The organism is Escherichia sp. E4742 (assembly GCF_005843885.1).
In the GTDB taxonomy this organism is placed as follows: Bacteria; Pseudomonadota; Gammaproteobacteria; order Enterobacterales; family Enterobacteriaceae; genus Escherichia.
On record NZ_CP040443.1, the window covers coordinates 1,237,025 to 1,261,630 of the forward strand.

Annotated in this window: 24 protein-coding genes and 1 pseudogene; 6 read left to right on the forward strand and 19 right to left on the reverse strand. The window is 51.2% G+C overall.

Annotation, left to right across the window (positions count from 1 at the left end; translation table 11 throughout):
* Positions 1 to 156 precede the first annotated feature (156 nt).
* From FEM44_RS05935 to spt, 4 genes and pseudogenes are all read left to right on the forward strand, one after another.
* Positions 157 to 1,858, forward strand: a pseudogene (locus FEM44_RS05935) (fatty acyl-AMP ligase).
* Positions 1,855 to 2,769, forward strand: coding sequence for an NAD-dependent epimerase/dehydratase family protein (locus FEM44_RS05940; RefSeq protein WP_135524030.1), 915 nt, complete (start codon positions 1,855 to 1,857; stop codon positions 2,767 to 2,769). The pseudogene FEM44_RS05935 and the gene FEM44_RS05940 overlap by 4 nt, the downstream one beginning before the upstream one ends.
* Before the next feature lie 31 nt (positions 2,770 to 2,800).
* Entirely contained in the window at positions 2,801 to 3,049 is a 249-nt protein-coding gene (locus FEM44_RS05945; RefSeq protein WP_001697422.1) for an acyl carrier protein, read from the forward strand.
* The gene (spt, locus tag FEM44_RS05950; protein ID WP_135524029.1) at positions 3,049 to 4,221 is read left to right on the forward strand and encodes a serine palmitoyltransferase; all 1,173 of its coding nucleotides are present in this window, start codon (positions 3,049 to 3,051) and stop codon (positions 4,219 to 4,221) included. The genes FEM44_RS05945 and spt overlap by 1 nt, the downstream gene beginning before the upstream one ends.
* Before the next feature lie 34 nt (positions 4,222 to 4,255).
* Here the strand turns inward: spt and lptG are convergent, their stop codons facing one another.
* Genes lptG through FEM44_RS05985 form a run of 7 tightly spaced genes read right to left on the reverse strand, consistent with a single transcriptional unit; the run spans position 4,256 to position 10,725 of the window.
* Positions 4,256 to 5,335 (reverse strand): LPS export ABC transporter permease LptG, encoded by a 1,080-nt coding sequence (gene lptG / locus FEM44_RS05955; protein WP_135524028.1) that lies wholly within the window; start codon positions 5,333 to 5,335, stop codon positions 4,256 to 4,258.
* Entirely contained in the window at positions 5,332 to 6,402 is a 1,071-nt protein-coding gene (gene lptF / locus FEM44_RS05960) for an LPS export ABC transporter permease LptF (protein WP_135524027.1), read from the reverse strand. The genes lptG and lptF overlap by 4 nt, the downstream gene beginning before the upstream one ends.
* A 30-nt stretch (positions 6,403 to 6,432) precedes the next feature.
* Entirely contained in the window at positions 6,433 to 6,990 is a 558-nt protein-coding gene (locus FEM44_RS05965; RefSeq protein ID WP_135524091.1) for a YtfJ family protein, read from the reverse strand.
* 11 nt (positions 6,991 to 7,001) lie between these two features.
* The gene (locus FEM44_RS05970; protein ID WP_135524026.1) at positions 7,002 to 7,826 is read right to left on the reverse strand and encodes a hypothetical protein; all 825 of its coding nucleotides are present in this window, start codon (positions 7,824 to 7,826) and stop codon (positions 7,002 to 7,004) included.
* Positions 7,823 to 9,175 (reverse strand): lipopolysaccharide biosynthesis protein, encoded by a 1,353-nt coding sequence (locus tag FEM44_RS05975; protein ID WP_135524025.1) that lies wholly within the window; start codon positions 9,173 to 9,175, stop codon positions 7,823 to 7,825. The genes FEM44_RS05970 and FEM44_RS05975 overlap by 4 nt, the downstream gene beginning before the upstream one ends.
* A 46-nt stretch (positions 9,176 to 9,221) precedes the next feature.
* Complete coding sequence (locus tag FEM44_RS05980; protein WP_135524024.1) at positions 9,222 to 9,980, reverse strand: hypothetical protein; 759 nt, start codon at positions 9,978 to 9,980, stop codon at positions 9,222 to 9,224.
* A gap of 31 nt (positions 9,981 to 10,011) precedes the next feature.
* Positions 10,012 to 10,725, reverse strand: coding sequence for a dTMP kinase (locus tag FEM44_RS05985; RefSeq protein WP_135524023.1), 714 nt, complete (start codon positions 10,723 to 10,725; stop codon positions 10,012 to 10,014).
* 173 nt (positions 10,726 to 10,898) lie between these two features.
* Between FEM44_RS05985 and FEM44_RS05990 the strand changes: the two genes are divergently transcribed.
* Positions 10,899 to 11,591 carry a dTMP kinase gene (locus FEM44_RS05990; protein WP_135524022.1) on the forward strand — a complete coding sequence of 231 codons (693 nt, stop codon included), beginning with the start codon at positions 10,899 to 10,901 and terminating at the stop codon, positions 11,589 to 11,591.
* A gap of 48 nt (positions 11,592 to 11,639) precedes the next feature.
* Here FEM44_RS05990 and pitB read toward each other — a convergent pair whose 3' ends face one another.
* Entirely contained in the window at positions 11,640 to 13,139 is a 1,500-nt protein-coding gene (gene pitB, locus FEM44_RS05995; protein WP_135524021.1) for an inorganic phosphate transporter PitB, read from the reverse strand.
* A gap of 301 nt (positions 13,140 to 13,440) precedes the next feature.
* Complete coding sequence (gss, locus tag FEM44_RS06000) at positions 13,441 to 15,300, reverse strand: bifunctional glutathionylspermidine amidase/synthase (protein WP_135524020.1); 1,860 nt, start codon at positions 15,298 to 15,300, stop codon at positions 13,441 to 13,443.
* A gap of 204 nt (positions 15,301 to 15,504) precedes the next feature.
* Between gss and yghU the strand changes: the two genes are divergently transcribed.
* Positions 15,505 to 16,371, forward strand: coding sequence for a glutathione-dependent disulfide-bond oxidoreductase (gene yghU, locus FEM44_RS06005; protein WP_135524019.1), 867 nt, complete (start codon positions 15,505 to 15,507; stop codon positions 16,369 to 16,371).
* A 152-nt stretch (positions 16,372 to 16,523) separates the two neighbouring features.
* On the opposite strand, the gene hybG is transcribed toward yghU, so the two are convergent.
* The 10 genes from hybG to yghX all read right to left on the reverse strand — a co-directional run bounded on the left by hybG (position 16,524) and on the right by yghX (position 24,551).
* Entirely contained in the window at positions 16,524 to 16,772 is a 249-nt protein-coding gene (hybG, locus tag FEM44_RS06010; RefSeq protein ID WP_000334896.1) for a hydrogenase maturation factor HybG, read from the reverse strand.
* Between the two features lie 12 nt (positions 16,773 to 16,784).
* The gene (gene hypA, locus FEM44_RS06015; RefSeq protein ID WP_000544957.1) at positions 16,785 to 17,126 is read right to left on the reverse strand and encodes a hydrogenase maturation nickel metallochaperone HypA; all 342 of its coding nucleotides are present in this window, start codon (positions 17,124 to 17,126) and stop codon (positions 16,785 to 16,787) included.
* Complete coding sequence (gene hybE, locus FEM44_RS06020; protein WP_000134008.1) at positions 17,119 to 17,607, reverse strand: hydrogenase-2 assembly chaperone; 489 nt, start codon at positions 17,605 to 17,607, stop codon at positions 17,119 to 17,121. Before hybE ends, hypA begins: the two co-directional genes overlap by 8 nt.
* Positions 17,600 to 18,094, reverse strand: coding sequence for a HyaD/HybD family hydrogenase maturation endopeptidase (locus FEM44_RS06025; protein WP_001221938.1), 495 nt, complete (start codon positions 18,092 to 18,094; stop codon positions 17,600 to 17,602). The genes hybE and FEM44_RS06025 overlap by 8 nt, the downstream gene beginning before the upstream one ends.
* The gene (gene hybC / locus FEM44_RS06030) at positions 18,094 to 19,797 is read right to left on the reverse strand and encodes a hydrogenase 2 large subunit (RefSeq protein WP_000083065.1); all 1,704 of its coding nucleotides are present in this window, start codon (positions 19,795 to 19,797) and stop codon (positions 18,094 to 18,096) included. The genes FEM44_RS06025 and hybC overlap by 1 nt, the downstream gene beginning before the upstream one ends.
* Positions 19,794 to 20,972 (reverse strand): Ni/Fe-hydrogenase cytochrome b subunit, encoded by a 1,179-nt coding sequence (hybB, locus tag FEM44_RS06035; RefSeq protein ID WP_000017694.1) that lies wholly within the window; start codon positions 20,970 to 20,972, stop codon positions 19,794 to 19,796. Before hybB ends, hybC begins: the two co-directional genes overlap by 4 nt.
* A complete protein-coding gene (hybA, locus tag FEM44_RS06040) occupies positions 20,962 to 21,948 on the reverse strand; it encodes a hydrogenase 2 operon protein HybA (protein ID WP_001081870.1) in 987 nt (328 codons plus the stop codon). The genes hybB and hybA overlap by 11 nt, the downstream gene beginning before the upstream one ends.
* Positions 21,949 to 21,950: 2 nt before the next feature.
* Positions 21,951 to 23,069: a hydrogenase 2 small subunit gene (gene hybO, locus FEM44_RS06045; protein ID WP_135524018.1), complete on the reverse strand. Its 1,119-nt coding sequence runs from the start codon at positions 23,067 to 23,069 to the stop codon at positions 21,951 to 21,953.
* A 188-nt stretch (positions 23,070 to 23,257) separates the two neighbouring features.
* Positions 23,258 to 23,545, reverse strand: a complete 288-nt coding sequence (yghW, locus tag FEM44_RS06050) for a DUF2623 family protein YghW (protein ID WP_001059136.1) — start codon at positions 23,543 to 23,545, stop codon at positions 23,258 to 23,260.
* 118 nt (positions 23,546 to 23,663) lie between these two features.
* Positions 23,664 to 24,551, reverse strand: a complete 888-nt coding sequence (yghX, locus tag FEM44_RS06055) for a YghX family hydrolase (protein WP_135524017.1) — start codon at positions 24,549 to 24,551, stop codon at positions 23,664 to 23,666.
* Between the last annotated feature and the right edge of the window lie 55 nt (positions 24,552 to 24,606).

Sequence of the window (24,606 nt, forward strand, 5' to 3'; positions counted from 1 at the left end):
ATTATTTAAATCAATGTACCATATCGCACCGATGAAAATACTATCTCATTTATCTTTTATGCCTATATAATCCACCGCATTATTGTCATTTTATTTTTGATATCCAATTTTTTCGTGGTGTATATGTCTAATAAAATCTTTACGCATTCCCTACCTATGCGCTATGCCGATTTTCCAACGCTGGTTGATGCTTTGGACTACGCCGCTCTGAGTAGCGCCGGAATGAATTTTTATGACAGACGTTGCCAACTTGAAGATCAACTGGAATATCAGACGTTAAAAACGCGTGCCGAAGCTGGTGCGAAGCGGCTGCTATCGCTGAACCTGAAAAAAGGCGATCGCGTGGCGCTGATTGCCGAAACGAGTAGCGGGTTTGTCGAGGCATTTTTTGCCTGCCAGTATGCTGGATTAGTTGCCGTACCATTGGCGATTCCAATGGGCGTCGGTCAGCGTGATTCCTGGAGCACCAAACTGCAAGGTTTACTGGCTAGCTGCCAACCAGCCGCGATAATCACTGGCGATGAATGGTTGCCGCTGGTCAATGCCGCGACGCATGACAACCCCAAATTACATGTTTTAAGCCACGCCTGGTTTAACACCCTGCCGGAAGCCGATGTTGTGCTTCAGCGTCCAGTTCCGGACGATATCGCCTACCTCCAGTACACCTCCGGCAGCACCCGTTTTCCCCGTGGCGTTATCATCACTCACCGCGAAGTGATGGCTAATCTACGCGCCATAAGCCACGATGGTATTAAATTACGACCTGGCGACCGCTGCGTCTCCTGGCTGCCTTTCTACCATGATATGGGGCTGGTCGGTTTTCTCCTGACACCTGTCGCCACGCAGCTTTCGGTGGATTATTTACGTACCCAGGATTTCGCCATGCGCCCGCTGCAATGGCTTAAATTGATCAGTAAAAATCATGGCACCGTTTCCGTTGCGCCGCCGTTTGGCTATGAATTGTGCCAGCGCCGCGTGAATGAAAAAGATCTCGCTGAACTGGGATCTTTCCTGCTGGCGCGTCGCTGGTATTGGCGCTGAGCCCATCTCCGCAGAACAGCTCCATCAGTTCGCTGAATGTTTCCGCCAGGTTAACTTTGACGATAAAACCTTTATGCCCTGCTACGGACTGGCAGAGAACGCGCTGGCCGTCAGCTTCTCCGATGAAGCCTCCGGGGTTGTGGTTAACGAAGTGGATCGCGACATCCTTGAATATCAGGGTAAAGCCGTCGCACCGGGTGCTGAGACACGCGCCGTATCGACTTTCGTCAACTGCGGTAAAACGTTGCCGGAACATGGCATTGAAATTCGTAATGAAGCGGGTCTGCCAGTAGCCGAACGCGTAGTGGGCCATATTTGTATTTCTGGTCCTAGCCTGATGAGCGGCTATTTTGGCGACCAGACTTCGCAGGACGATATCGCGGCGACGGGCTGGTTAGATACTGGCGACCTCGGTTATCTGCTGGACGGTTACCTTTATGTCACTGGGCGTATTAAAGATCTGATTATTATTCGTGGCCGCAATATCTGGCCGCAAGATATTGAATACATTGCGGAACAGGAACCAGAAATTCATTCTGGCGATGCCATTGCTTTTGTTACTGCCCAGGAAAAAATCATTTTGCAGATCCAGTGCCGGATCAGCGACGAAAATCGTCGCGCCCAGCTAATCCACTCTCTGGCGGCGCGGATACAAAGCGAATTTGGCGTTTCGGCGGCTATCGACTTGTTACCACCACACAGTATTCCGCGCACATCTTCCGGTAAACCTGCCCGCGCAGAAGCGAAAAAACGTTATCAGAAAGCCTATGCCGCCAATCTTCATGTGCAGGAATCCCTCGCAGGTTTTGCGCAATGAATCAAACGGTCGCGGTGACGGGCGCTACCGGGTTTATCGGTAAATATATTATCGATAATCTACTCGCCCGCGGCTTTCACGTCCGCGCATTGACGCGGACTTCCCGTGCTCACCATAACGATAACGTTACCTGGGTGCGCGGTTCGCTGGAAGATACGCATTCACTTAGCGAGTTGGTTGCTGGTGCCGGTGCTGTGGTCCATTGCGCCGGGCAAGTACGCGGACACAAAGAGGATGTCTTTACTCGCTGTAACGTTGACGGCAGCCTGCGCCTGATGCAGGCGGCAAAAGAGAGCGGCTTTTGCCAACGTTTTCTGTTTATCTCTTCGCTGGCAGCGCGCCATCCTGAACTCTCCTGGTACGCGAAATCCAAACACGTCGCCGAACAACGACTAGCAGCAATGGCGGACGAAATTACGCTGGGCATTTTTCGCCCAACAGCAGTCTATGGTCCCGGCGATAAAGAGTTAAAACCACTATTTGACTGGATGCTGCGTGGCCTGCTGCCACGGCTGGGCGCACCAGATACACAGCTCTCTTTCCTGCACGTCACCGATTTCGCGCAAGCCGTGGGTCAGTGGTTAAGCGCCGATTTCGTACAGACGCAAACGTATGAATTATGTGATGGTGTCGCCGGTGGCTATGACTGGCAGCGCGTGCAACAACTGGCCGCCGCCGCCCGTCAAGGAGCTGTACGGATGGTCGGCATTCCTCTGCCGTTGCTCACCTGCCTTGCAGATGTCAGCACCGCGTTGAGTCGCCTGGCAGGCAAAGAGCCCATGCTGACCCGCTCGAAATTGGGTGAATTAACCCATGTTGACTGGTCGGCAAGTAATAACCGTATTTCTGAAGATATTAATTGGTTTCCCGGGATTAGCCTGGAACACGCATTACGCAACGGGCTATTTTGATTGTCTTGTTTAAAGGTGTGTTAACGTTTCTATGGTAAATCGTGAAATAGTAATGGATTACATCCTTTCCTGTTTACAGGATTTGGTCGAAAACGGTGTGGAAATTAAGCCTGACAGCGATCTCGTCAACGATCTCGGCCTGGAGTCGATTAAAGTGATGGATCTCTTAATGATGCTTGAAGACAGATTTGATATTTCCATTCCTATTAATATTCTGCTGGATGTCAAAACCCCTGTGCAATTAATGGAAACACTACTTCCATGGCTGGAGAATAAATAATGGGGCTATACGATAAATATGCGCGTCTTGCGGGTGAGCGACTGCAATTTAGCGATAACGGGTTAACGCCGTTTGGCACCTGTATTGATGAAGTGTATTCCGCCACCGAAGGGCGTATCGGCAATAAAAAAGTGATTCTGGCCGGGACCAATAATTATCTCGGTTTAACCTTCAATCATGATGCCATCGCCGATGGTCAGACAGCGTTAGCGACGCAAGGCACCGGCACCACCGGTTCACGTATGGCGAATGGCAGTTATGCGCCGCATCTGGCGTTAGAGAAAGAGATTGCCGAGTTTTTCAATCGTCCTACCGCTATCGTTTTTTCAACCGGTTATACCGCTAATTTGGGCGTCATCAGCGCACTCGCCGACCATAACGCCGTGGTGTTGTTGGATGCCGACAGCCACGCCAGTATTTATGACGCCTGTTCTCTCGGCGGCGCGGAAATTATTCGTTTTCGCCATAACGACGCCAACGATCTGGAACGTCGCATGATTCGCCTCGGTGAACGGGCAAAAGAGGCGATTATCATCGTTGAAGGCATCTACAGTATGCTCGGTGACGTTGCGCCGCTGGCGGAAATTGTTGATATCAAACGTCGTCTCGGCGGATATTTAATTGTCGATGAAGCTCACTCGTTCGGCGTGTTAGGCGCAACGGGGCGCGGACTGGTTGAAGCCGTTGGCGTTGAAGATGATGTGGATATTATCGTTGGCACCTTCAGTAAAAGCCTGGCTTCTATTGGTGGTTTTGCCGTGGGTTCGGAAGCGATGGAAGTGCTGCGCTACGGCAGCCGTCCGTATATTTTTACCGCCTCCCCTTCTCCGTCCTGCATTGCGACCGTGCGCTCGTCATTAAGAACCATTGCCACTCAACCAGAGCTGCGGCAAAAACTGATGGATAATGCCAACCATCTGTATGACGGGCTGCAAAAACTGGGTTACGAGTTAAGCTCACATATTAGTCCGGTAGTGCCGGTAATAATCGGTTCGAAAGAGGAAGGTTTACGCATCTGGCGTGAGCTTATTTCGCTGGGCGTGTATGTGAATCTTATCCTGCCACCTGCCGCCCCGGCGGGCATGACGCTGCTGCGCTGTAGCGTTAATGCTGCCCACAGTCGCGAGCAAATTGATGCCATCATTCAGGCGTTCGCTACTCTGAAGCAGTAACGTGAGCCCGCCGTGGTGTTGCGCCACGGTGGGTTTAATGTTGACTGTCATACCAATACACCAGGCTCAACGCCACCAGCACAAACGCTACCGGTAAACCGAGCGCGGTAACGGGTGCGCTCAACGCAAATAGCAATCCCAAATTGACCATGATTTGATAGCTGATCCAGGTGAGTAAGCCAACGATGACGCCTACAGCGAGACGGCTACCCATCCCTGGCGAGCGCGGGGCGCTAAAGGTAAACGGTACAGCCAGCAAAATCATCGCCAGGGTTAAGATCGGTTGCCCCAGTTTTTCCCACAGTGCAAGGCGGTATTCGCTGCTGGGTTGCCCGGTTTCCTGCAAATAATGGATGTAATGATTAAGCTGACGGACAGAAAAAGTATTCCCCGGCATCGATAACTCTTCAAGATTCATACTGGTGAAGGCCGATTGCCAGGCAAGGTTATCTGATGTTTCCAGCGTTTCTTTGCCATTCAGCCATTTTTTATGATTCACACCATGCAGGATCCACGTTTTGTCGTCTTCAATGGTGGCACTGCGTGCATAAATGTAGGATTCGAGCGAGAGATCGTCGCGGTAATGAAATATCTCCACGCCCACCGGCTGGCCCTGTTCGTTTAGCGATTTCACCGTTACAAATTCATTACCGCGCCTGGCCCACAGCATATTGCCGGTAATGTCATCGTCCTCACCCAACGCGGTGGCGGTCGATTTGATTTGCAGCGCCTGTTGCTGCAATGGCGACGCCACCCACTCATCAATCGCGCCTAACGAAACAGTCCACAGTATCCCTGCAACCAGCGCCACCAGTGCAATACGGAAGATAGAAAATCCCGTACTGCGAATGGCGGTAAGCTCACTGTTTTTCGATAACTGCCCAAGACCAACAATCCCACCCAATAACGCGATAAACGGCGAAAGTTCGACCAGTGTGCGCGGTAAGGTCATTAGCACCACCAGCACCGCCTGAGTCCAGCGATAACCGCCCGGACTGACATCATCCAGTTCGTTAATCAGGTTGAAGGTGGTAAAAAGCGGCAGCAATAGCCCTGCGGCGGCGGCAAAACCGAGAAAGAGGTGACGGATTAAATAGCGACTGAAAACATTCATCGGGAAAATTTCTGCAGCAAAGAGAAGTCGCGTGCGACCAGCATCAACAGCCCCATTAGCATGAGTCCGGGCACTAACCACAAACCAGGAATGAGGGGAATCGCGCCGTTAGCCACCAGCGTACGGCAGACGTCGCCGCCATAAAAAATGGCAACAAACAGCAACGTCAGTGGCAGTAACGTTGAAAATCGCCCTTGCCGCGGTTTTACCCGACTTAAAGAGATGGCCAGCAGAGCCATTAACAACGCTGTCAGGCCACGGCTTTGTCGCCATTGCAGTTCGGCATGATCGGCAGGAAATACAGAGCGCGCCAGTTCCGCGACCGATTTTGCTTTACGTTTGACGTTGGCGCTTTGATCCAGTGGATTAAGATGTAATTGCAGATTACGGTAGATCTGTTCGTTGTCGTCACTGCCCTGATGATCGAGTATATAAGCCGTGCCGGTATGCAACATAACGGTTGGCTTCTCAGGAGAGGGGTCAACAACATCAAGCGAACGGGCGCGGAAAATGCGGGTTCGATTGGCGGTAGAGGTGTAAATCAGCGCGTCAGTCAGGCGATTATTGTCTTGATCAACCGTCTGCGAAAGGATCATTCGTCCGTTATCGTTAGTATTAAATTTCTTTGCCCGCAACTGGCGAACATCCAGCTCCGACTGCGACTGTTGTTCCAGTTGATAAATCTGCGCATAAGCCCAGGGCCGACCATACATCGACAACAGCGTGACAAAAATGCTTAATGGAATTGCCAGATACAGAACGGCTTTATACAAACGTGTGGGACTGGCGCCCGCCGCAGAGATAGCGGTAATTTCCGAGTCGGTATACATCTGCCCAAGTGTCACACCAACCGACACATACAGGCCCACTGGAAGTAACATTTCAAGCGCTATCAGCACTTTGTAGAAAACAACATTAAGTACTACATCAAGCGCTAAAGTCCCATTGGCTGCTTCGGTCAGATAACGCTGTGCAGAGTAACTGGCGAAGATAAAGATCAAAAAACCAACGATAATCAGCACCAGACGGCGTGTACCACGCATGATGTAGTATTCAACCAGCTTCATCTCACTAACACCCTCAATCCTTTGAGTTTTTTATTCATTGATCAGCTTCTGCGCCAACGCAATGACCTGATCAACTTCTTCTGGCGTCAGACAGCCGTCCTTCGCCCACTGAATTTGCCCGTATTTATTCAGCACCAGAATGGTTGAACTCTGTTCCGGCAGTTGCCAGGCAACGCGCCCCAGACCGCTGCCGTCGATTACGAATTGCGCCCACGGATAACGACGTTTATTTTTTTCAATTTTACCTGTCACAAAATAGCCGGTGCCAAAGATGGCATCATCGGTGTTCACAATGGTGGTGGGCTGAAAACGATCCTGAGGAAAGTTTGCTGTTTCTACTGCTTTGATTAACAGAGAGTTCTTCTTCTTCGCTGACTTTCGCCCGGCGATATACTGAATAATGCGGACTTTTCCTTTCAGTTGCGTGCTGTTCCACTTTTGATAGTAAATTTCGTCATTTTTGAGCAGTAATTCGCCACCGTCCTGAATATAAACAGGTGTGACCGTTTTTCCGATGACGAAATTGTGCGCAGTAGCGCAGAACGAGAAGAGTGAAAATATCAGCGCAGTAATCAGACGAGAGGGCATCATTACTCCGGTTATAGCGGAAAACGCGAAATCAGCAGTTCTAAGCGCTGACGAATATCGCTGTCGAGTGCCACTGGCGCATCATACGATTGGCGATTTTCCAAATCATCCGCCACCATGTCGTCGTGCTTATCCCCCATCAGGCCATTAATGGCCGCCAGGAAGCGGGAAATCTGCAACGCCTCTGTATTTTCGGGATCAATCGATCTTAGCGTGTCGTAATACGAAACCTGCTGACTGATGATTTTTCGCACATCGTGAAATTCCCTGCCGGTTAGCTGCGGCCTGGCAATAATTTCTTTCAGGATGTGCATTTGCTTCTGGCGATAGGCGATAAAACCATTAACGCTTTCTAGCTGGCTATGGCGTAATGAATAGTTCACCAGCCACCAGACAGGAGAACTTAAATAAATACGTAACAGGTTGCCGTAATACGACACAATATTTTTCTTACCGTTACGAAAACCATCCTGAAAACGCCCCAGAAAAACGGTCGTTTTGCCAAATAAAAAACCAGCCTGATGCTTCTTTAAATACAGCCGTTGCGCAAAACGCAGATGCTTGTAGCGCGCTCGCATGTATTTATACTGTTTGCGTTCTTCGTCGGTAAGAGAGTTACCTTTAGCCTGCTTCAGGGTCAGGTGGAGTAACGCCTTGCGATTGACTCCGTCCAACCAGAATCTCAGGCATAATGCATAATTATCATGAATAATTTCCGATGAACAACGCAGTGCGATCGTTGGTGGTAAGCTAACTTGAGCGTCAACAACATCATCTTCTTCGACCGCGATAAATAAACGCTCACTGACCTCAAGTGGAAAATATTTTTTCATCATTGGGATTTTTCTCCCACTGCGTTATAGGCCAATAAACGGCGTTGAAAGAACGCCTTTAATGTCGGAATTAACGAGAGCACCACATCAAGACATTGCCCACCGAAGTAAGCAAATGCTGCCCCCAGCACGCCAAACAGATGGCAGAACATGAACAGCAACACGATATAGCCGATAGAGGCGATGGTTTGCGCCACGAGAAAAGCACGCTGTTTCCCTGCCATTAGCAATAATGACTCCTGTGGGAAGCCCAGCATCGAAATAACAATGGCTCCGAGCATCACCTGGATCAGGTCATACGCTTCGAGATACTTAACACCAAACACCAGTGAAATAAGTGGCTTGCCAACGATTAACACGGCCAGCGCCACCAGAATGCCAATCCCACCTGCCAGCAATCCAGACTTCACGCCCAGGAGCCACGGTCTGGTAGTTCGTGGATCTAAGCGCATGACTTCAGGGTAAAAACTCTTACCCAACAAACTGGCGGGCGTCCCGGCGGCATCGAAGAATGTCATGGCGATTTTAAATAACCCGGCGGCAGCTGGCCCTAATACGATCCCCACCAGTACCGTGCTACATGAATTACGCGCCGACCAAATGGAATGGGCAATGTTGGTTGACCAGACAAAACTCCATGCGCCTTTGATGTGTCGGGCAGACTCAAACAGATTCAATTTGAACGCGTTATGGATATTTCTGCGGCGTAATTCGCGCGCGGCAAACCACCAGTACATCGTGCCGCCAACCAGATTCGATGCGTACCAGGCGATAACAAATCCGGCAAAGCCAAAGTTAAAATACCAGGCTATTACGCTGCCCGCCGCACGCAGAAAAGGTTTCGTCGCCTGCTGTACAGCAATTAAGTCGAAGCGATCAACCGCACGCAAAATGCCAGTCGGCGTGGAGGAAGCCATTGAAGGAATAAGTGTGCAATAGAGCGCCGCCAGCCAAAAGCTTTGGTCATCCAGACCTAATGAATGGGAAAGGAATGGCAGTAAGGTAATGCCGCCGACAATCGCCACCGCACCACTGACGATATCCAGCGAGAAGGAAAATGAGACGACATTGCGGAATTGCTGGGGATTATTGTTGGTTATTGCTGGCGTTCCGTACTGCACCACCAACTGCCATGTCTGAAACTTAATAAAATCACTAATCGACTTGGCATAAGACTGTATGACGACAAGTACGCCAAACATCGCTGGAGTCATTCCTTTACCGGCGCACGAAAGCGCCAGTAAGCCCAGTAAGGCGCTCACGACATTACTGGAACCTAACCAGGCGCTGTTACGAATAATGGTGCGAAAGGCTCCATCTGCAAACCAATGTTTGATGTTAAAACCTGCCAATTCAGCCTGACCTTATCGTTGAAAAATGAAAAATATCCTGCCTGCCTTAAGTCAAACTTCGGCGGTCAGAAACGATGGCAACCAGAGAAACCGCTTTCAGTGCCTGTTCCAGCACTTCGCTGTAGGGCGCTCTGGAATCAATCTCTAAAATTTTTGTGCCGTTATAGCCAATCTTCGACATGACTCCGATTTTGTCCTGCAATTCGGCATAGTCATGGTCAGGCTTGCGGGAGATGGCAGTATCAATATCAATCCCCAAACGAATGATTAATTCAGGACGGTACTGCGCCATTTGTTTGTATAACTGTCGCTCGCGCTGCGCCAGAAGTTGGTTGATTTTCCCGGTCGCGCGCTCGACGCCAATCCCCGGCCCGTCATAATAAAAACCGGAAATTTCCGCCTGCGGAAAGCGATCGCTGACCACCAGAACGCCGCTTTGCGCCAGTCGCTGGACCTTACGCAGATTCGCCATTCTTCGCAGCGAGAAGCAGTACATAATCACCGCCGCCCAGAGCGCCGGAGAGCGAGTTTTCATGCTTTGGGTTTTCGAGGATTTTGCCGCCAGTCGCCGCTCCAGCCAGACACCAACCAACGGTAATCGTTTGATTTTGTCGCCGTCTTCGCCCGAGAGCAGCCCCAGATAGCGCCGCTCGGTTTGCCAGTGCTGTTGCAATGATTTCACCAGATCGGTGGTCAGCGTAGATTTACCGGTGCCATCGCACCCGACCACCGCAATTAGCCCCGGAATGTAGCTGGGCTGCGGCGCGGTAGTGCTGTTAACAGCTTGCGTTTGTAGTGCATCCATTCTTTAAATCATCCCCTATCCATTTTGGTGATCAGGAAAGTGCGGCGTGAATTGCACGTAGTGACGCTTGCAGGATTTCATCGGCTGGTTGCCGACCATCCAGTTCAAGGATCCTGGCGCCGTTGAACGTCAGCTGCGGCGTAACGGCGATTTTTTCCTGTAACGCCGCCAGTTGATGGTCAGGTTTACGCGAAAACGCGGTTTGTTCATCAATGCCAAGACGAATCAACAATACGGGCAAATAAGACGCCATCCATTGGTACAGCTTCAACTCGCGTTGCCTTAACATTTTTACCCAGCCATTACCGCCTTTAGTTTTAGCCAGTTGCGGGCCATCAAAACGAAAGCCAGGGACTTCAACCTGCGGGTAACGGTCGGTAATCAACAAAAAGCCATGCTGGCTTTTTCTCAACATTTTGCGAAACTTGTATGCCCGCCAGCAGGAAAGCAAATAGATAACCAGCGCGGTAATATTGCCGGGCGGTGTTGAGGGCTTTTCATGTACGTTGGCCGCTTTCCCCCTCAAATAACGCCCAAAAGGTGCGCCAATAATTGGGAGCTGTGCAATCCACTCGCCAATTCGCCCGGATGATTGCCCGAGATAAATTTGCTCTGTGGGCATTTGTGCTGCCAGTTCATTCACCAGGCTTACCGTGAGGGTCGATTTACCTGAACCATCACACCCCACAATGGCAATAACACGTACTGGCGTGGAATTAATTATTGACATATTACGTTGATTCACGAAAAACCCGGCAGCAAATAATGTATTGAATATTACGTGGTCCGTGCTCAGAATATCCGTTCAACCTTATTGTGACAATGGTTAATTGTGGCATTGACCTGAATTACGCTTTCATTAAAACATATTAATCAAATAAATATTTTGGATGGGTATTTAAATTTAAGGATATATTCATGCAGTCAATAATTCCTCCATTAATTGCCGTTATTGGTAGCGATGGTTCAGGCAAGTCAACGGTATGTGAACATCTCATTACCGTTGTCGAAAAATATGGTGCCGCCGAAAGAGTTCATCTTGGAAAACAAGCCGGAAATGTCGGTCGTGCAGTGGTAAAAATGCCCTTAATGGGAAAGTCGCTTAATAAATCTATTGAACGCAATAAAGTGAAAACAGCGAAAAAATTGCCTGGGCCAGTTCCGGCGCTGGTAATTACAGCGTTTGTCGCCCGCCGCTTACTGCGCTTTCGTCATATGCTTGCCTGTCGTCGTCGCGGGTTAATTGTTTTAACCGACCGTTATCCGCAGGACCAGATTCCTGGCGCTTATGATGGTACGGTGTTCCCGCCTAACGTTGAAGGCGGCCGGTTTGTGTCATGGCTGGCAAGTCAGGAACGTAAAGCATTTCACTGGATGGCGAGCTATAAACCTGATTTGGTTATCAAACTCAATGTTGATCTGGACGTTGCCTGCGCGCGTAAACCCGACCATAAACGGGAATCGCTGGCGAGGAAAATTGCGGTCACCCCGCAGTTAACTTTTGGCGGAGCACAACTGGTTGATGTTGATGCCAATCAGCCGCTGGAACAGGTACTGATTGACGCAGAAAAAGCGATAACGGATTTTATGACCGCGCGGGGATATCACTAATCAGAGATGAAAATGCCCGATCGCCAGAATCGGGCATTTTCAGGAAGGTTAGATAAGCTGCAATGCAATCCAGTACAGACTACCAGACAGAAAAATTGCCGCCGGTAAGGTAAACACCCACGCCATCAGGATACTGGTTACCGTTTTACGCTGTAACCCACCGCCATCTACCACCATCGTCCCCGCCACCGCAGAAGAGAGTACGTGAGTTGTGGAAACAGGCATCCCAATATAGCTGGCAAGACCGATTGATACTGCCGCCGTCATCTGCGCCGCCATCCCTTGCGCATACGTCATGCCACGCTTACCAATTTTCTCACCGATGGTCATCGCTACACGGCGCCAGCCAATCATGGTGCCAATACCGAGTGCTAAAGCCACCGCCATGATTATCCACACCGGAGCGTACTCAATGGTGCTTAACATATCGCTGCGCAGTTTTTTCAGCAGGCTCTGGTCTTCTTTGCTAACGCCTGGCAGTTTCGCCAGCTTCGCAGAGGTATCAGAGATACAAAGCATAATACGGCGTAGCTGACTGCGTTGACTTACGTTTAACGGCTCGTAGCTTTCCATATTACCCGGCAGCATCGTTTTGACGCGCGCAATCGCATCAAAGGTATTTGCCGGATGACAGTGAAACTCCGTCGCTTGCGTGCCATCAGTCGATGCCGCAGGCAATGGAGGTTCCATCGCAATCAACTTCTGCGGCAGTTCAGGGTGCTGTTGCAGATAGTGTTCGAAGTTGATGACGGCATCGCGGGTACGGGTAATTTCATAGCCGGACGCATTCATATTGACGACGAAACCAGCAGGGGCAATCCCCACCAGTACCAGCATCACCAGACCGATCCCTTTCTGCCCGTCATTCGCGCCGTGCGAAAATGCCACGCCCGCAGCGGAAACAATGAGGGCAATACGCGTCCAGAATGGCGGCTTACGTTTGCCTTTTTTCTTTTTGCGATCTTCAGGAATGCGGTGAATACGGTCACGCTTTTTCGTCCCACTCCAGAAACGGCGCAGCAGGAAAATCAGTCCTCCCGCAATCACCAGCCCCACAATTGGGGAGACAATCAGCGAGGAGAAAATCTTGGTCACTTCACGCAGATTTAACGCGTCCATCACCGATGAACCGGTTAACATCGCATTAGTTAGACCGATGCCGATAATCGCGCCGATCAATGTGTGCGAACTTGAGGCCGGTAAACCAAAGAACCACGTTCCCAGGTTCCAGATAATCGCCGCTAGCAGCATGGAAAAGACCATCGCCAGACCGTGGGTTGACCCCATATTCAGCAGCAAATCGGTTGGCAACATATGGACGATGGCATAAGCGACACTAAGTCCGCCCAATAACACGCCAAAAAAGTTAAAAAATGCCGCCATTACCACGGCAAGCTGTGGCTGCATGGCACGAGTATAAATAACGGTTGCCACCGCATTCGCCGTGTCATGAAAACCATTGATTGCTTCGTAGAACAACACAAATGCCAGAGCAAGTAATAACAAAAGCCCTGTGTATATATCAAGGCCAACAAATAAATTTAGCATATATTAGATTACGCCATTTTGAATTTACGAACGGACGCATTATCAGTGACTTTAACGGCGTGGGCAAAGTGAAATATCATTTTTGACGATAAAAAGAGTGTTATTTCTTTAGTATCAGATAATAAGTTGCTATTTAAAATTTTAAGAAATAATTAATGGCGAATCATTTCAATCATTAATACATTCATATTGTGAATTTATTAACTTAATGTATTTCAATATTCAATATTTTGAGCATTCCATGAACGATTTTCCGTGCTGATTATTTTTGATAATCAGCACGGGTTTGCGAAAAAGTCTATTACTCTTTCAGCACAATTAACGGTTCAATATCACTCTCTTTTTTGATGACCAGAGATTCATCGCCGCGCAAACACGTCCCGCCGTAGTTGCCGCCCACGGTGAAGGTACATACCTGAATGTATTTACCGTCCACTTTTGGCAGGCACCACAGTTGCTGGTAGATATTTTTCTGCTCGGCAAATTTACCGCTGGTTTGGTCGAGCACCTCTTCATGATGGCTAACCAGGTCGATATTGCTACCACAGCGACCAGCAATCGGTTTCACGGCGTAACCGGTTTTCACCAGTTCATCATTAACCGTGAAATCGGTATCCAGCAGATAACGATGATGCGGGAACAGCGACCAGAGAATTGGTAGAATCGCTTTGTTGCCAGGGATCACCGTCCACAGCGGTTCAAAGACCAGCACTTCCGGGCGCAGCAGAACGTCGATCAGTCGTACTTCATTTTGCGGATGACCGGTACGAATCGGCACTGCGGCAAATTCACGATCACTGACTTCGCGAATCTGATCAAACGCGGTTTCCCACGCCCAGGTCTTCCAGACGCAGTTAACCAGTCGCCCTTCCCCATCAATCAATTGCCCGGCAGCATCCCAGCCCAGTTCATCTAGCCCGCGCAAGATACGCGTTTCAAAGCCCGCCTGTCGCAGCGCCTGCTCCATAAATTGAGCGTGATAGTTCTCTTCAATATCTTTGTCCTGCATGATATGGACAAACGGACGCGCGCGACTGTGTTTCCACGCGCCAGCCAGTTCGTTAATCAGCCCTTCCGCCGGATTGAAGCCATTGCCTTTATAGCCCTGCTCCGCCCAGCGTTCGAGGATCAAGCCCGCTTCAGTATGACAAGAGGCTGAATCGGCGTTGTATTCATAGACCTTCAGGCCACGTTCATCCATACAGAAATCCATACGACCGGTGATCATATGGTGGCGACGACGCTGCCAGGAGAGGCGCAAACGCGGCCAGAGGATTTTCGGAATGTCGAACAGCGCCAGCAGGTTGTCATCTTTCAGCACTTTATCGGTAGCGTGAAGATACATCAGGTGCAGCTCGTTGGTGGCTTTAACCAGTTCCTGTTCGGCGCTCTCCGTAATGGTGTAGTAATGATACGGATCCTGATTGATCACCTGACCGTTCGCCTGCACGTAGGCGTTTTGCAGCGGATCTTTTTCATCCAGCCATTTACCGTCAAACTGGCCTTTGTTTTCCAGTCGAGCTCCGCTGAGCTTCAACAAATCGCCTGCAATTTCCGGCTGTGGCAAGCTGTATTCGGTATCTTCCGTCTGAATCATCCAGCCCAGAATAGTGGTGTCATCAAAGGTGTCTTTGAGGGTATAGCAGCCGTTTTCGACCACCATCTCCAGCTCGCGCGTCCACTGTTGCCCTTGCGGCAACGGGGAATGAATCACGTTCTGTTCGGCAATACGGACTTTGTTGCCATGTAATTGCGTAATGATGGCAACATGGCCGGTGTCTTTAAATTCACCGCCTTTATCCCAGATGAGAAGCGCGCCCGCGACCGGCGCACGCGGCGAACCGTTAGGAAATGCCTGCAATGGCAGAATGTTGTCATTAACCACTTCACGCAAGAAGCGCAGCGAGAAAATCTCCCACGCCATGCCCACGTCAGTGAAGACCACACCGTAGTTCAGAAAGAGAAAACGGCGAGCAAACTCAACGCATTGCCATTTGTGGCCCATATATTCGTCGTCGATATAGCTACGGAATACGGCGTCATCTTCGTATTCCTGCGGATCGAGAGAACTGTAATCTGAAGAGTAGATTGCTACACCACCGGGGGCGTAGCCCAATAACGTCCCGAACGGGGCATCCTGGCTGGTCGTTCCTTTGCTCATCACTTTACCTTTAACAATACAACCTAAGCAGTTGGCGTAATTGTTGTGCTCTGATTACCTGCTCAGCGACATTAACCGGACAGAGGTTAGACTTATCATACACCTCAACGCAGCGGCTGGCGCAAAGGGTTAAAAAATTCACATTCTGTACAGCAAGTGACCTGCTACACTGCTTCAACACTACCACTCAGAAGGCAACTCACTATGGCAGACAATACTTATCAGCCCGCGAAAATCTGGACGTGGGATAAATCCGCTGGCGGCGCGTTCGCCAATATCAATCGCCCGGTTTCTGGTCCGACGCATGAAAAAACGCTGCCTGTTGGCAAGCACCCATTGCAACTCTATTCGCTGGGAACGCCGAACGGTCAGAAAGTAACGATTATGCTTGAGGAGCTGCTGGCGCTGGGCGTCACCGGCGCAGAGTACGACGCGTGGCTGATTCGCATTGGCGATGGCGATCAATTCTCCAGCGGTTTTGTCGAAGTGAACCCGAACTCGAAAATTCCCGCTCTGCGCGATCATACGCATAACCCGCCGATCCGCGTGTTTGAGTCAGGATCGATTCTGCTTTATCTGGCCGAGAAATTTGGCTACTTCCTGCCGCAGGATCTGGCGAAGCGTACCGAAACGCTGAACTGGCTGTTCTGGTTACAGGGGGCTGCGCCGTTCCTCGGCGGTGGTTTTGGCCACTTTTACCATTACGCGCCGGTGAAAATTGAGTACGCCATCAACCGCTTTACCATGGAAGCCAAGCGCCTGCTCGACGTGCTGGATAAGCAACTGGCGCAGTATAAGTTTGTTGCGGGAGACGAGTACACCATTGCGGATATGGCGATTTGGCCGTGGTTTGGCAACGTGGTGTTAGGTGGTGTGTATGATGCCGCAGAGTTTCTTGATGCGGGCAGTTATAAGCATGTGCAACGCTGGGCGAAAGAAGTGGGCGAACGTCCGGCAGTGAAACGTGGGCGTATTGTTAACCGCACCAACGGGCCGCTGAACGAGCAGTTGCATGAGCGCCATGACGCCAGTGATTTCGAGACAAATACGGAAGATAAGCGTCAGGGGTAATGGTTAGCGTTCGTCGCAGCAAGCCATCCAGACCGATGTAGGCCGGATAAGGCGTTCACGCCGCATCCGGCAATCAGGCACAATGCCTGATGCGACGCTGCCGCGTCTTATCATGCCTGGGAATGCCATGACACCGCATCCGACTTTAATCATCACGCGCTGGTAATGTCGTAATCCATTTGGCGCAGCGCGTCTAATGTGGCTTTGGCTTCGTCTTCGTCGATGATGCTCATGGCAAATCCGACGTGCACCAGCACCCACTGACCCAGCAGATCGGCAGGGTTACCTTCACAAATCAGGGCAATATTCACGTCGCGCTTGATACCACATACTTCAACCTGCGCAAGCTGGTGAATATCTTCACCGACAGCCAGCACCTGGCCAGGAACGCCAATACACATTGTTAACTCCGGTTATTCAACTTCAATACTTTTGACGATCAGCGAATCGCCGGTATCGACGCGCAACCGCTCGCCATGACAGAGCGGACACTGCGCATCGTGCTGATGAATCTCCACCACCTGGCTGCAATCCCAACACCAGGCCTGGGCGGGTTTATAGACGATATGTAAATCGCACCCTTGCGCCACCGTTCCCTGGCAGACAATTTCAAAACTAAAACGGACGGCGCTCTCCTCAACGCAGGAGAGCGCGCCAATTTCCAGCCACACGGCGGTGACGCGCTTAACATCGTGCTGCTCCGCCTGCCGTTGGATAATTTCAACGGCGCTCTGGCAAAGCGACAACTCATGCATTTTCGCCACTCCTGCGACCAAACAGCAGGGCGCGACGCCCTGCATGTGGTACATCCGGATTAGTGACTGGCAGCGAAAGGATCATTCGCGCGCAGTCATCCGTCAGGCGTTGGCCCTCTTCAATCGACATGCTGTGCAAAAGCGGCGACATCAGCGAACAGGAGAGGTATTGCGACACACCGTCCAGTTCGCCAACGGTAAAGGTCATAGTGCCATACGGCAGTTGCAGACCGATTTTTTCACTCACTTTGCGCAGCGGCCAGAGTTGATCCGGGCCGGGGAAGATAACTGCACTCAGCATCCACGGGGTGATCACACACCCCGTCCACTGACCTTCGAACAGCGTAAAGTCGGAAACATACACCGGCATTGAAGGATGCAGAAAAGAGAGATCGTGCATCGAACGCCGGGCAATTTCTTCAAACGCTGCCTGTACTTGCGCCTTCGGGGAGGTCTGGAAACCTGCTATCTCTTCAGTCATGAGCAGCCTCCCGTGGGATAGCTTCCACGCCTGATTCGCGCAACGCAGCCAGAACCTGCTCAAGCGCAGGTTCAATCATCGCTTCTACCGTCGGCGTTAAGCCGATGTGCGGCTCCAGTGATTCCGGGATCACGCCGACCAGCGTCAGCTTTTTCGGAAACTCGCCGGTGAAGCGCAGGGCCGACAATACGTCGGCCAGGCCAAGCTGATGCGGAGAGATTTTGTTAGTAAACAACGCCGGAACTTCTTCATCCCTCAGGATCATCATCGTTCCCGGCGCGTTCTTTTTCGAGACAATGGCATCCGCAATAATCAGATGATCGCGATTTGCCATGTCGCCAAGCAGCTCCATTCCCGCCGTGCCGCCATCGAGGATCTCAACATAATCCGGCAGAATGTATCGTTGCTCTAACGCTTCAACAATCCGCACACCGATGGCTTCATCGGTCAGCAAAATATTGCCGACCCCTAAGACTAAAATACGCATTACAGAACCTTCACTGAAACCACTTCGTTGCCGTCAGCATCCACTACGTGTACCGCACAGGCCATGCACGGGTCGAAGGAGTGAATGGTGCGCACCACTTCCAGCGGTTTATTCGGATCGGCAACCGGTGTACCCACCAGCGACTGCTCGTAAGGACCGACGTCATCATTGAAGTTACGCGGACCAGAGTTCCAGGTTGATGGAACAACCGCCTGGTAGTTGCTGATGATACCGTCTTTGATCACCATCCAGTGAGAGAGCATACCGCGCGGCGCTTCGAGGAAGCCAACGCCTTTGAACTCGCCCGTTGCCGGAATGTTCGGCTTCACAAAGGTGGTGTGATCGCCTTTGCCGATATTGGTGATCAGTGCACTGTATTGATTTTGCAGGATATCCTGCAATTCGCAGCAGTGAACGGTACGACCAATAATACGGCCCAGCGTGGAGTGCAGCTGCGCCACTTCCAGCGTGTTGCCAGTCAGTTTCTGATAAATCGCAACGATTTCATTCAGTTTGTTCTGGGTAGATTCGCGACCTGCCGCCAGTTTCACCAGCATGTTAGCCAGCGGACCCACTTCTACCGTTTTGCCGTAGAAAGTCGGTGATTTCACCCAGGAATATTTCCCGTCGTCAGACCAACCATCATAAGCCGGAATGGTGGTACCTTCCCACGGTGCCTGCGGCGCTTCGTCTTTATACCAGGAGTGCTTCGCGCTTTCCTGAATGCCTTTGATCAGGTATTCATCGGAATGAGAAGTGATCGGACGATACGAGGACAGATCCGCATTCTCAATGTAGCCGCCCGGGAACAGGAAGCTGCCGTTTTTACTGTCGGTCGGGAATTCCGGCACGCTCAGGTAGTTCACCGCACCTTTACCGCGCGTCAGCCATTCCGGGTAGAACGCGGCAATAACTGCGGTATCAACCTTATAAACCTGTTCAACAAAGTCGCTCAGCTTGTCAATGAAGGACTTGATGTACATCAGGCGCTCAAGGTTCAGCACACCCAGACCGTCGAGGTTGATCGGGTTCGCGACACCACCTACCGCCAGGTTCTGAATGTGCGGCGTTTTACCGCCCAGCAGCGCCACAACGCGGTTAGCGTCACGCTGGCACTCCAACGCCTGCAGGTAGTGCGCTACCGCAATCAGGTTCACTTCCGGCGGCAGTTTCATCGCCGGGTGACCCCAGTAGCCATTGGCGAAAATACCCAACTGACCGCTGGCAACCAGATCTTTGATCTTGTTCTGAACTTTAGTGAACTCTTCCGGGCTGTTCAGATGCCAGGTCGAAACGCCTTTCAGCATTTCGGAGGCTTTGGTTGGATCAGCTTGCAGTGCAGAAGTGATGTCCACCCAGTCCAGCGCCGAAAGCTGATAGAAATGAACGATATGGTCATGCGTGGTGTGCGCAGCCAGAATGATGTTACGGATGTATTGCGCGTTAACCGGAACGTCGATATTCAGCGCACTTTCTGCCGCACGGACGGAAGACAGCGCGTGAGTAGTAGTACATACGCCACAGATACGTTGCACAATCATCCATGCATCGCGCGGATCGCGGTTTTTCACGATCTCTTCCATGCCGCGCCACATGGTACCGGAAGCCCATGCTTTCGAAACGACGCCATTTTCGATTTCGCAATCGATGCGTAAATGCCCTTCAATTCGGGTTACCGGATCAATAGTAATTCTCTGGCTCATGCTTTGCTCGCCTCATGACGATTATGATCGTTTTGTTTTAAAGGAGGAAGTATCGGCAGTAGACGAATGAGTACGATGTAAGCGCAAATCTCAATAGCCACAAAACCAATAGAAATCAACAGTTCTTCCCAGGTCGGGAAGTAGGCGTAACCGCCGCCCGGGTTGAATGCCACCAGCGAATAGGTCAGACGCCAGGTTGCACAACCTAACAGCGCGCTCAGTGCCGACAGGAACAACATGCGGGAATCATTACGCAGCTTCGCCACACGTAGAACGACCAGCGGGAAGAGCATCAGCAGGACTTCAATCCAGAACATCACGGAGTAGAAGTCACCGGCAAACGCTAACGACAGCTTGTCGCGATAGATAAGCTCGCCAAAGCGCAGCACGATGAAAATCGCCAGCAACACACTGATGGTGTTGGTCAGCTTGACGAACAGGCTCTTTTCATCTGGACCGTTGCCACGCAGACCCGCCTGCACCAGCGAACCTTCAAAGATGACAATCGAGAAGCCCATGATGAACGCCGTCAGCAGCGAGAACAGCGGCAACATTTCATAGCTCTGCCACAGCGGATGCACTTTGTAGCCCGCCGAGATCATCAGCGACCCCATTGAAGACTGGTGCATAGTCGGCAGCAGCGCGCCAAGTGCAATGATGAAGAACATCACCTTGTTCAGACGCTTGAGAGAAACCTTCCAGCCCAGACGTTCAAACAATGCCGGAGCAAACTCCAGTGCCATCACGCCGATGTAGATGGTCATACAGACCGCCGTCTCGAACAGTACCGAGTTCACGTTGAAGTGACCCGGAATGTAGAAGTACGGCAGGTTCCAGTAGCGACCCACGTCGATAGTGATCGACAGGCCACCCAGTGAGTAACCGAACAGACTCGCCAACAGCGCCGGACGCACCAGCGGATGGTATTGTCCACGGTTAAAGACGTATACCGCCCACGCCAGCGCCCAGCCGCCACAGGCGAAGCCGGTGCCGATCAGCAGGTCAAACGCGATCCACACGCCCCACGGGAAGCCGCCGTTCAGGTCAGAGACAGAGCCCAGACCGAACACCAGACGCTTCACAATCAGGAGCATACAGATGACGATTAACGGTCCAAAAATCATGACCGGTTTACTGATGATTTTGCCGCCCAGCGGTTGTGGATCATGACTCATGATCGTCTCCTCCGTCGTGATGGTCGTTTTTGGTGTTGCGACGAACCAGCACGGTTAAGCCCGCCAGCACGGCCAGTGGTAGCATCATGCCTTTATACAGGGTGTGTTGAATATTTTCAGAACGCGCACCGGTAGAAAGATCGTCCAGTTTCGGCAGGTCGAGATTTTCATAAGGCACACCCGTCAGTACCAGAACCTGAGTACCGCCGCCCTCTTTCTCGCCGTACAGATGCGGATAATATTTCGGCACCGTGTGCAGGTAAGTGTCGCCAGATTTCAGCGTCTGACGCGGATAGTGGTATTCGCTACCAGGCTTCAGCGCCAGACGTTTTTTCGCCTCCGCCATCAGCTCTTCACGCGTACCAAAAATCACCGCGCCCGCCGGGCATACTTCTACACAGCCAGGCAGACCGCCTTTATCGAGACGTTCCACACCTTTCTGGTTGCACAGCTCGCACTTATGCAGCGCACCAAACGGGTTGTTGTAGTCGTACTTCGGCACGTTGTACGGACAGGCAACCATGCAGTAACGGCAGCCGGTGCACACGTCTTTGTCGTAATGGACAATGCCGGTTTTCGGATCTTTTTTCAGTGCAGAGACCGGGCACACAGAGACACAGTTCGGATCGACGCAGTGCATACACTGTTTCTTAATGTACGCGTAGCCGTTCTCTTCCTGGTCTTTGTTGACGCCCGTGCCGCTGGTCCACACTTGAATAATGTTATTGGTGTACGGCGACAGTTTGTCGTTGTTCGACCAGGTCTGTTCCCCTTGCGGGTTACGTTCAGGGAAGTTGATATCCTGACACTTGGTGACGCAAGCCTGACAGCCTACGCACAAGGTCGAGTCGTACAACATCCCCAGCGATCCCGGAATTGGCGGGCGGTTTTCAGCAGCCGCATGACTGACAGACGGCAGTGCGCCCGTCAGCAATGCCCCGCAGGAGGCTGCTTTAATAAAATTACGTCTGTTCACGGTTATTCTCCCCGTGAGTCAGCGTTATCTTTCTTTTGCTGACGCCCCAGTTCACGCACCGCCATCACGCTGACACCGGCAACCAGCCCAACCACACCGCCGAGCAAACCGATAGCGCCCGCAGAGACGTTGCCGCCTTCTTTAGCGTTGACGTCCGGTTTTTGTGAACGCGGCGTCTGGTTTTCGACGTTGGCAAGCTGATGGATGCCTTTATGGAAGCCGATACCTTCTTCGTTACAGCCATAGCACGGGTGACCAATCGCCACCGGCCACACGCCGCCAACGTCGCAGAATTGCAGCGTTGAGCAGTTGCCGTAAGTTTCTGGCCCTTTACAGCCGAGGTGGTACAGGCACCAGCCTTCGCGGTGGCCATCATCACCGAACTCTTTGGCAAAACGACCAGCATCAAAGTGCGGACGACGTTCACAGTGTTCGTGAATCAGACGACCATAGGCGAAGGTCGGACGGTTTTTGTCATCCAGTTTCGGCGGTTTGCCGTAAGTGATGATGTGCGCAACGGTCGCGAGGAAGTTGTGCGGGTTTGGCGGGCAGCCAGGAATGTTGATTACAGTTTTGCCTGGCAGAACTTCTTGCAGGCTGACCGCGCCGGTTGGGTTAACTCCAGCTGCGGCAACACCGCCCCACGCGGAGCAGGAACCGATAGCGATAATTGCTGCTGCGCCTTCTGCCGCTTTGCGGATGTGGTCCACAATCGGCTCACCGGCAACCATACAATAAATACCGTTATCTTTTAATGGGATGGAACCATCCACCACTAACACATACTGCCCTTTGTACTTCTCAAGTGCGTTGTGTTTGTTCTCTTCAACCTGATGGCCGAAGGCGGCAGAAAGCACTTCGTGATACTCCAGAGAGATAGTCTCCAGCACGAGGTTTTCTACCGTTGGATGCGTCGCACGAAGCAGAGATTCCGTACAACCGGTGCATTCCTGCGCGCCAATCCAGATAACCGGCGGGCGCTGCGGGTTAGTGACCGATTCGGCCATCTCTGCGGCGGCTTTGCTACTTAACCCCATGGTGGCGGCTAATGCTGCACAAAGCTTCATGAAATCACGACGATTAATGCCGTGAGAATGGATGAGGGTGTTATCTCCAGTCATTTATTGTTATTCCGTTGCGAAGACCTGGCATATATTTTGCCTCAACCGCAAAATCAATAATGCGATCGATGCGCCATTTACCACACATTTATTATGGTTATCATTACAATGATACTGCGGCGGGGCGCTAAAACGAAGGGAATAAGCATTAGTGTAATTAATTAAAGCAAGATAATACGTATGTTTGATCAATTTTCGAGGCGATAACCAGCCATAAAAAAGCGCAACGTAGAACAGGAATTATTCTCACGAAAGAAATCCATTACCATCTCTTTATCCAGCCCATAACGGCGCGTCAGAATACCCGCTTCCCAGGCGCTGAGCTGTCGATCACCGGTCTTTTCATACATCCGGTGCGAGTAGCCTAATACAAAACCACGTTTATAATCGGCGCAAAATTTAGTCACATTAACTGCACTGTCGGCATGCGTTGCTTTTAATCCTGCCATTAAGCCTTTACCGAAATGGTTATTCATCGTTTACCTCAAACGTTATATATCAGTATATATAGCGATATTTTAGGCAAACTCCGACTTTTACGCACGCTATTTTTTCCTGCACATGTAGGACGTTATCCTTTAAGGGATAAACACATCAGGAAAGATATTTATCGAACCATGTCAGCGTCCTTTGCCAGGCAAGATCGGCGGCTGATTTGTCATAACGTGGCGTGGAATCATTATGGAATCCATGGTTAACCCCCGGATAAATATACGCTTCATAGACTTTGTTATTGGCCTTCAACGCCGCCTCGTAAGCGGGCCAACCCTCGTTGATTCGGGTATCCAGTTCCGCGTAGTGGAGCAGTAAAGGCGCTTCGATCTTCGCCACATCGGCAGTGGGTGCCTGACGACCATAAAACGGCACCGCGCAGGCCAGTTCCGGATACGCCACGGCAGCCGCGTTCGAGACACCACCGCCATAGCAAAATCCGGTTATGCCAACTTTGCCCGAGGCTTGGGGATAGCGTTGCATAAACTCAATTGCGGCAAAGAAATCATTCATCAGTTTGGTTGGATCAATCTGCTGTTGCAGTTCGCGGCCTTTATCATCATTTCCCGGGTAACCACCCACGGAGCTTAAACCGTCTGGCGCCAGAGCGATGTATCCCGCCTTCGCCACTCGCCGCGCCACGTCTTCGATATACGGATTCAGCCCACGATTCTCATGCACCACCACCACAGCGGGTGTTTTGTCGCTCATCTTCGCGGGCTTCACCAGGTAACCCCGTACTTCGCCGTGACCATTTGGCGAAGGATACGTGATGTACTCAGCGACAATCTCCGGGTCAGTAAACTCCACCTGGGTCGCCCAAGTGTAATTTGGCTTGAGCAAATCAAACAACGCTAACGCCGTCATCCCTCCCACCGCGTACTTCGCTGCCAGGTTGAGAAACTCACGTTTTGATATTTTCCCATGAGCGTAATAGTCGTAGTAATCCAGCAACTCTTGCGGAAAATCTTTGGCGGTCAAACGCGGCATCGTTTTATTCCTCAGCTGTTGTTTTTTTAAGCAAAGCATAAGCGCGTGTTTTTGC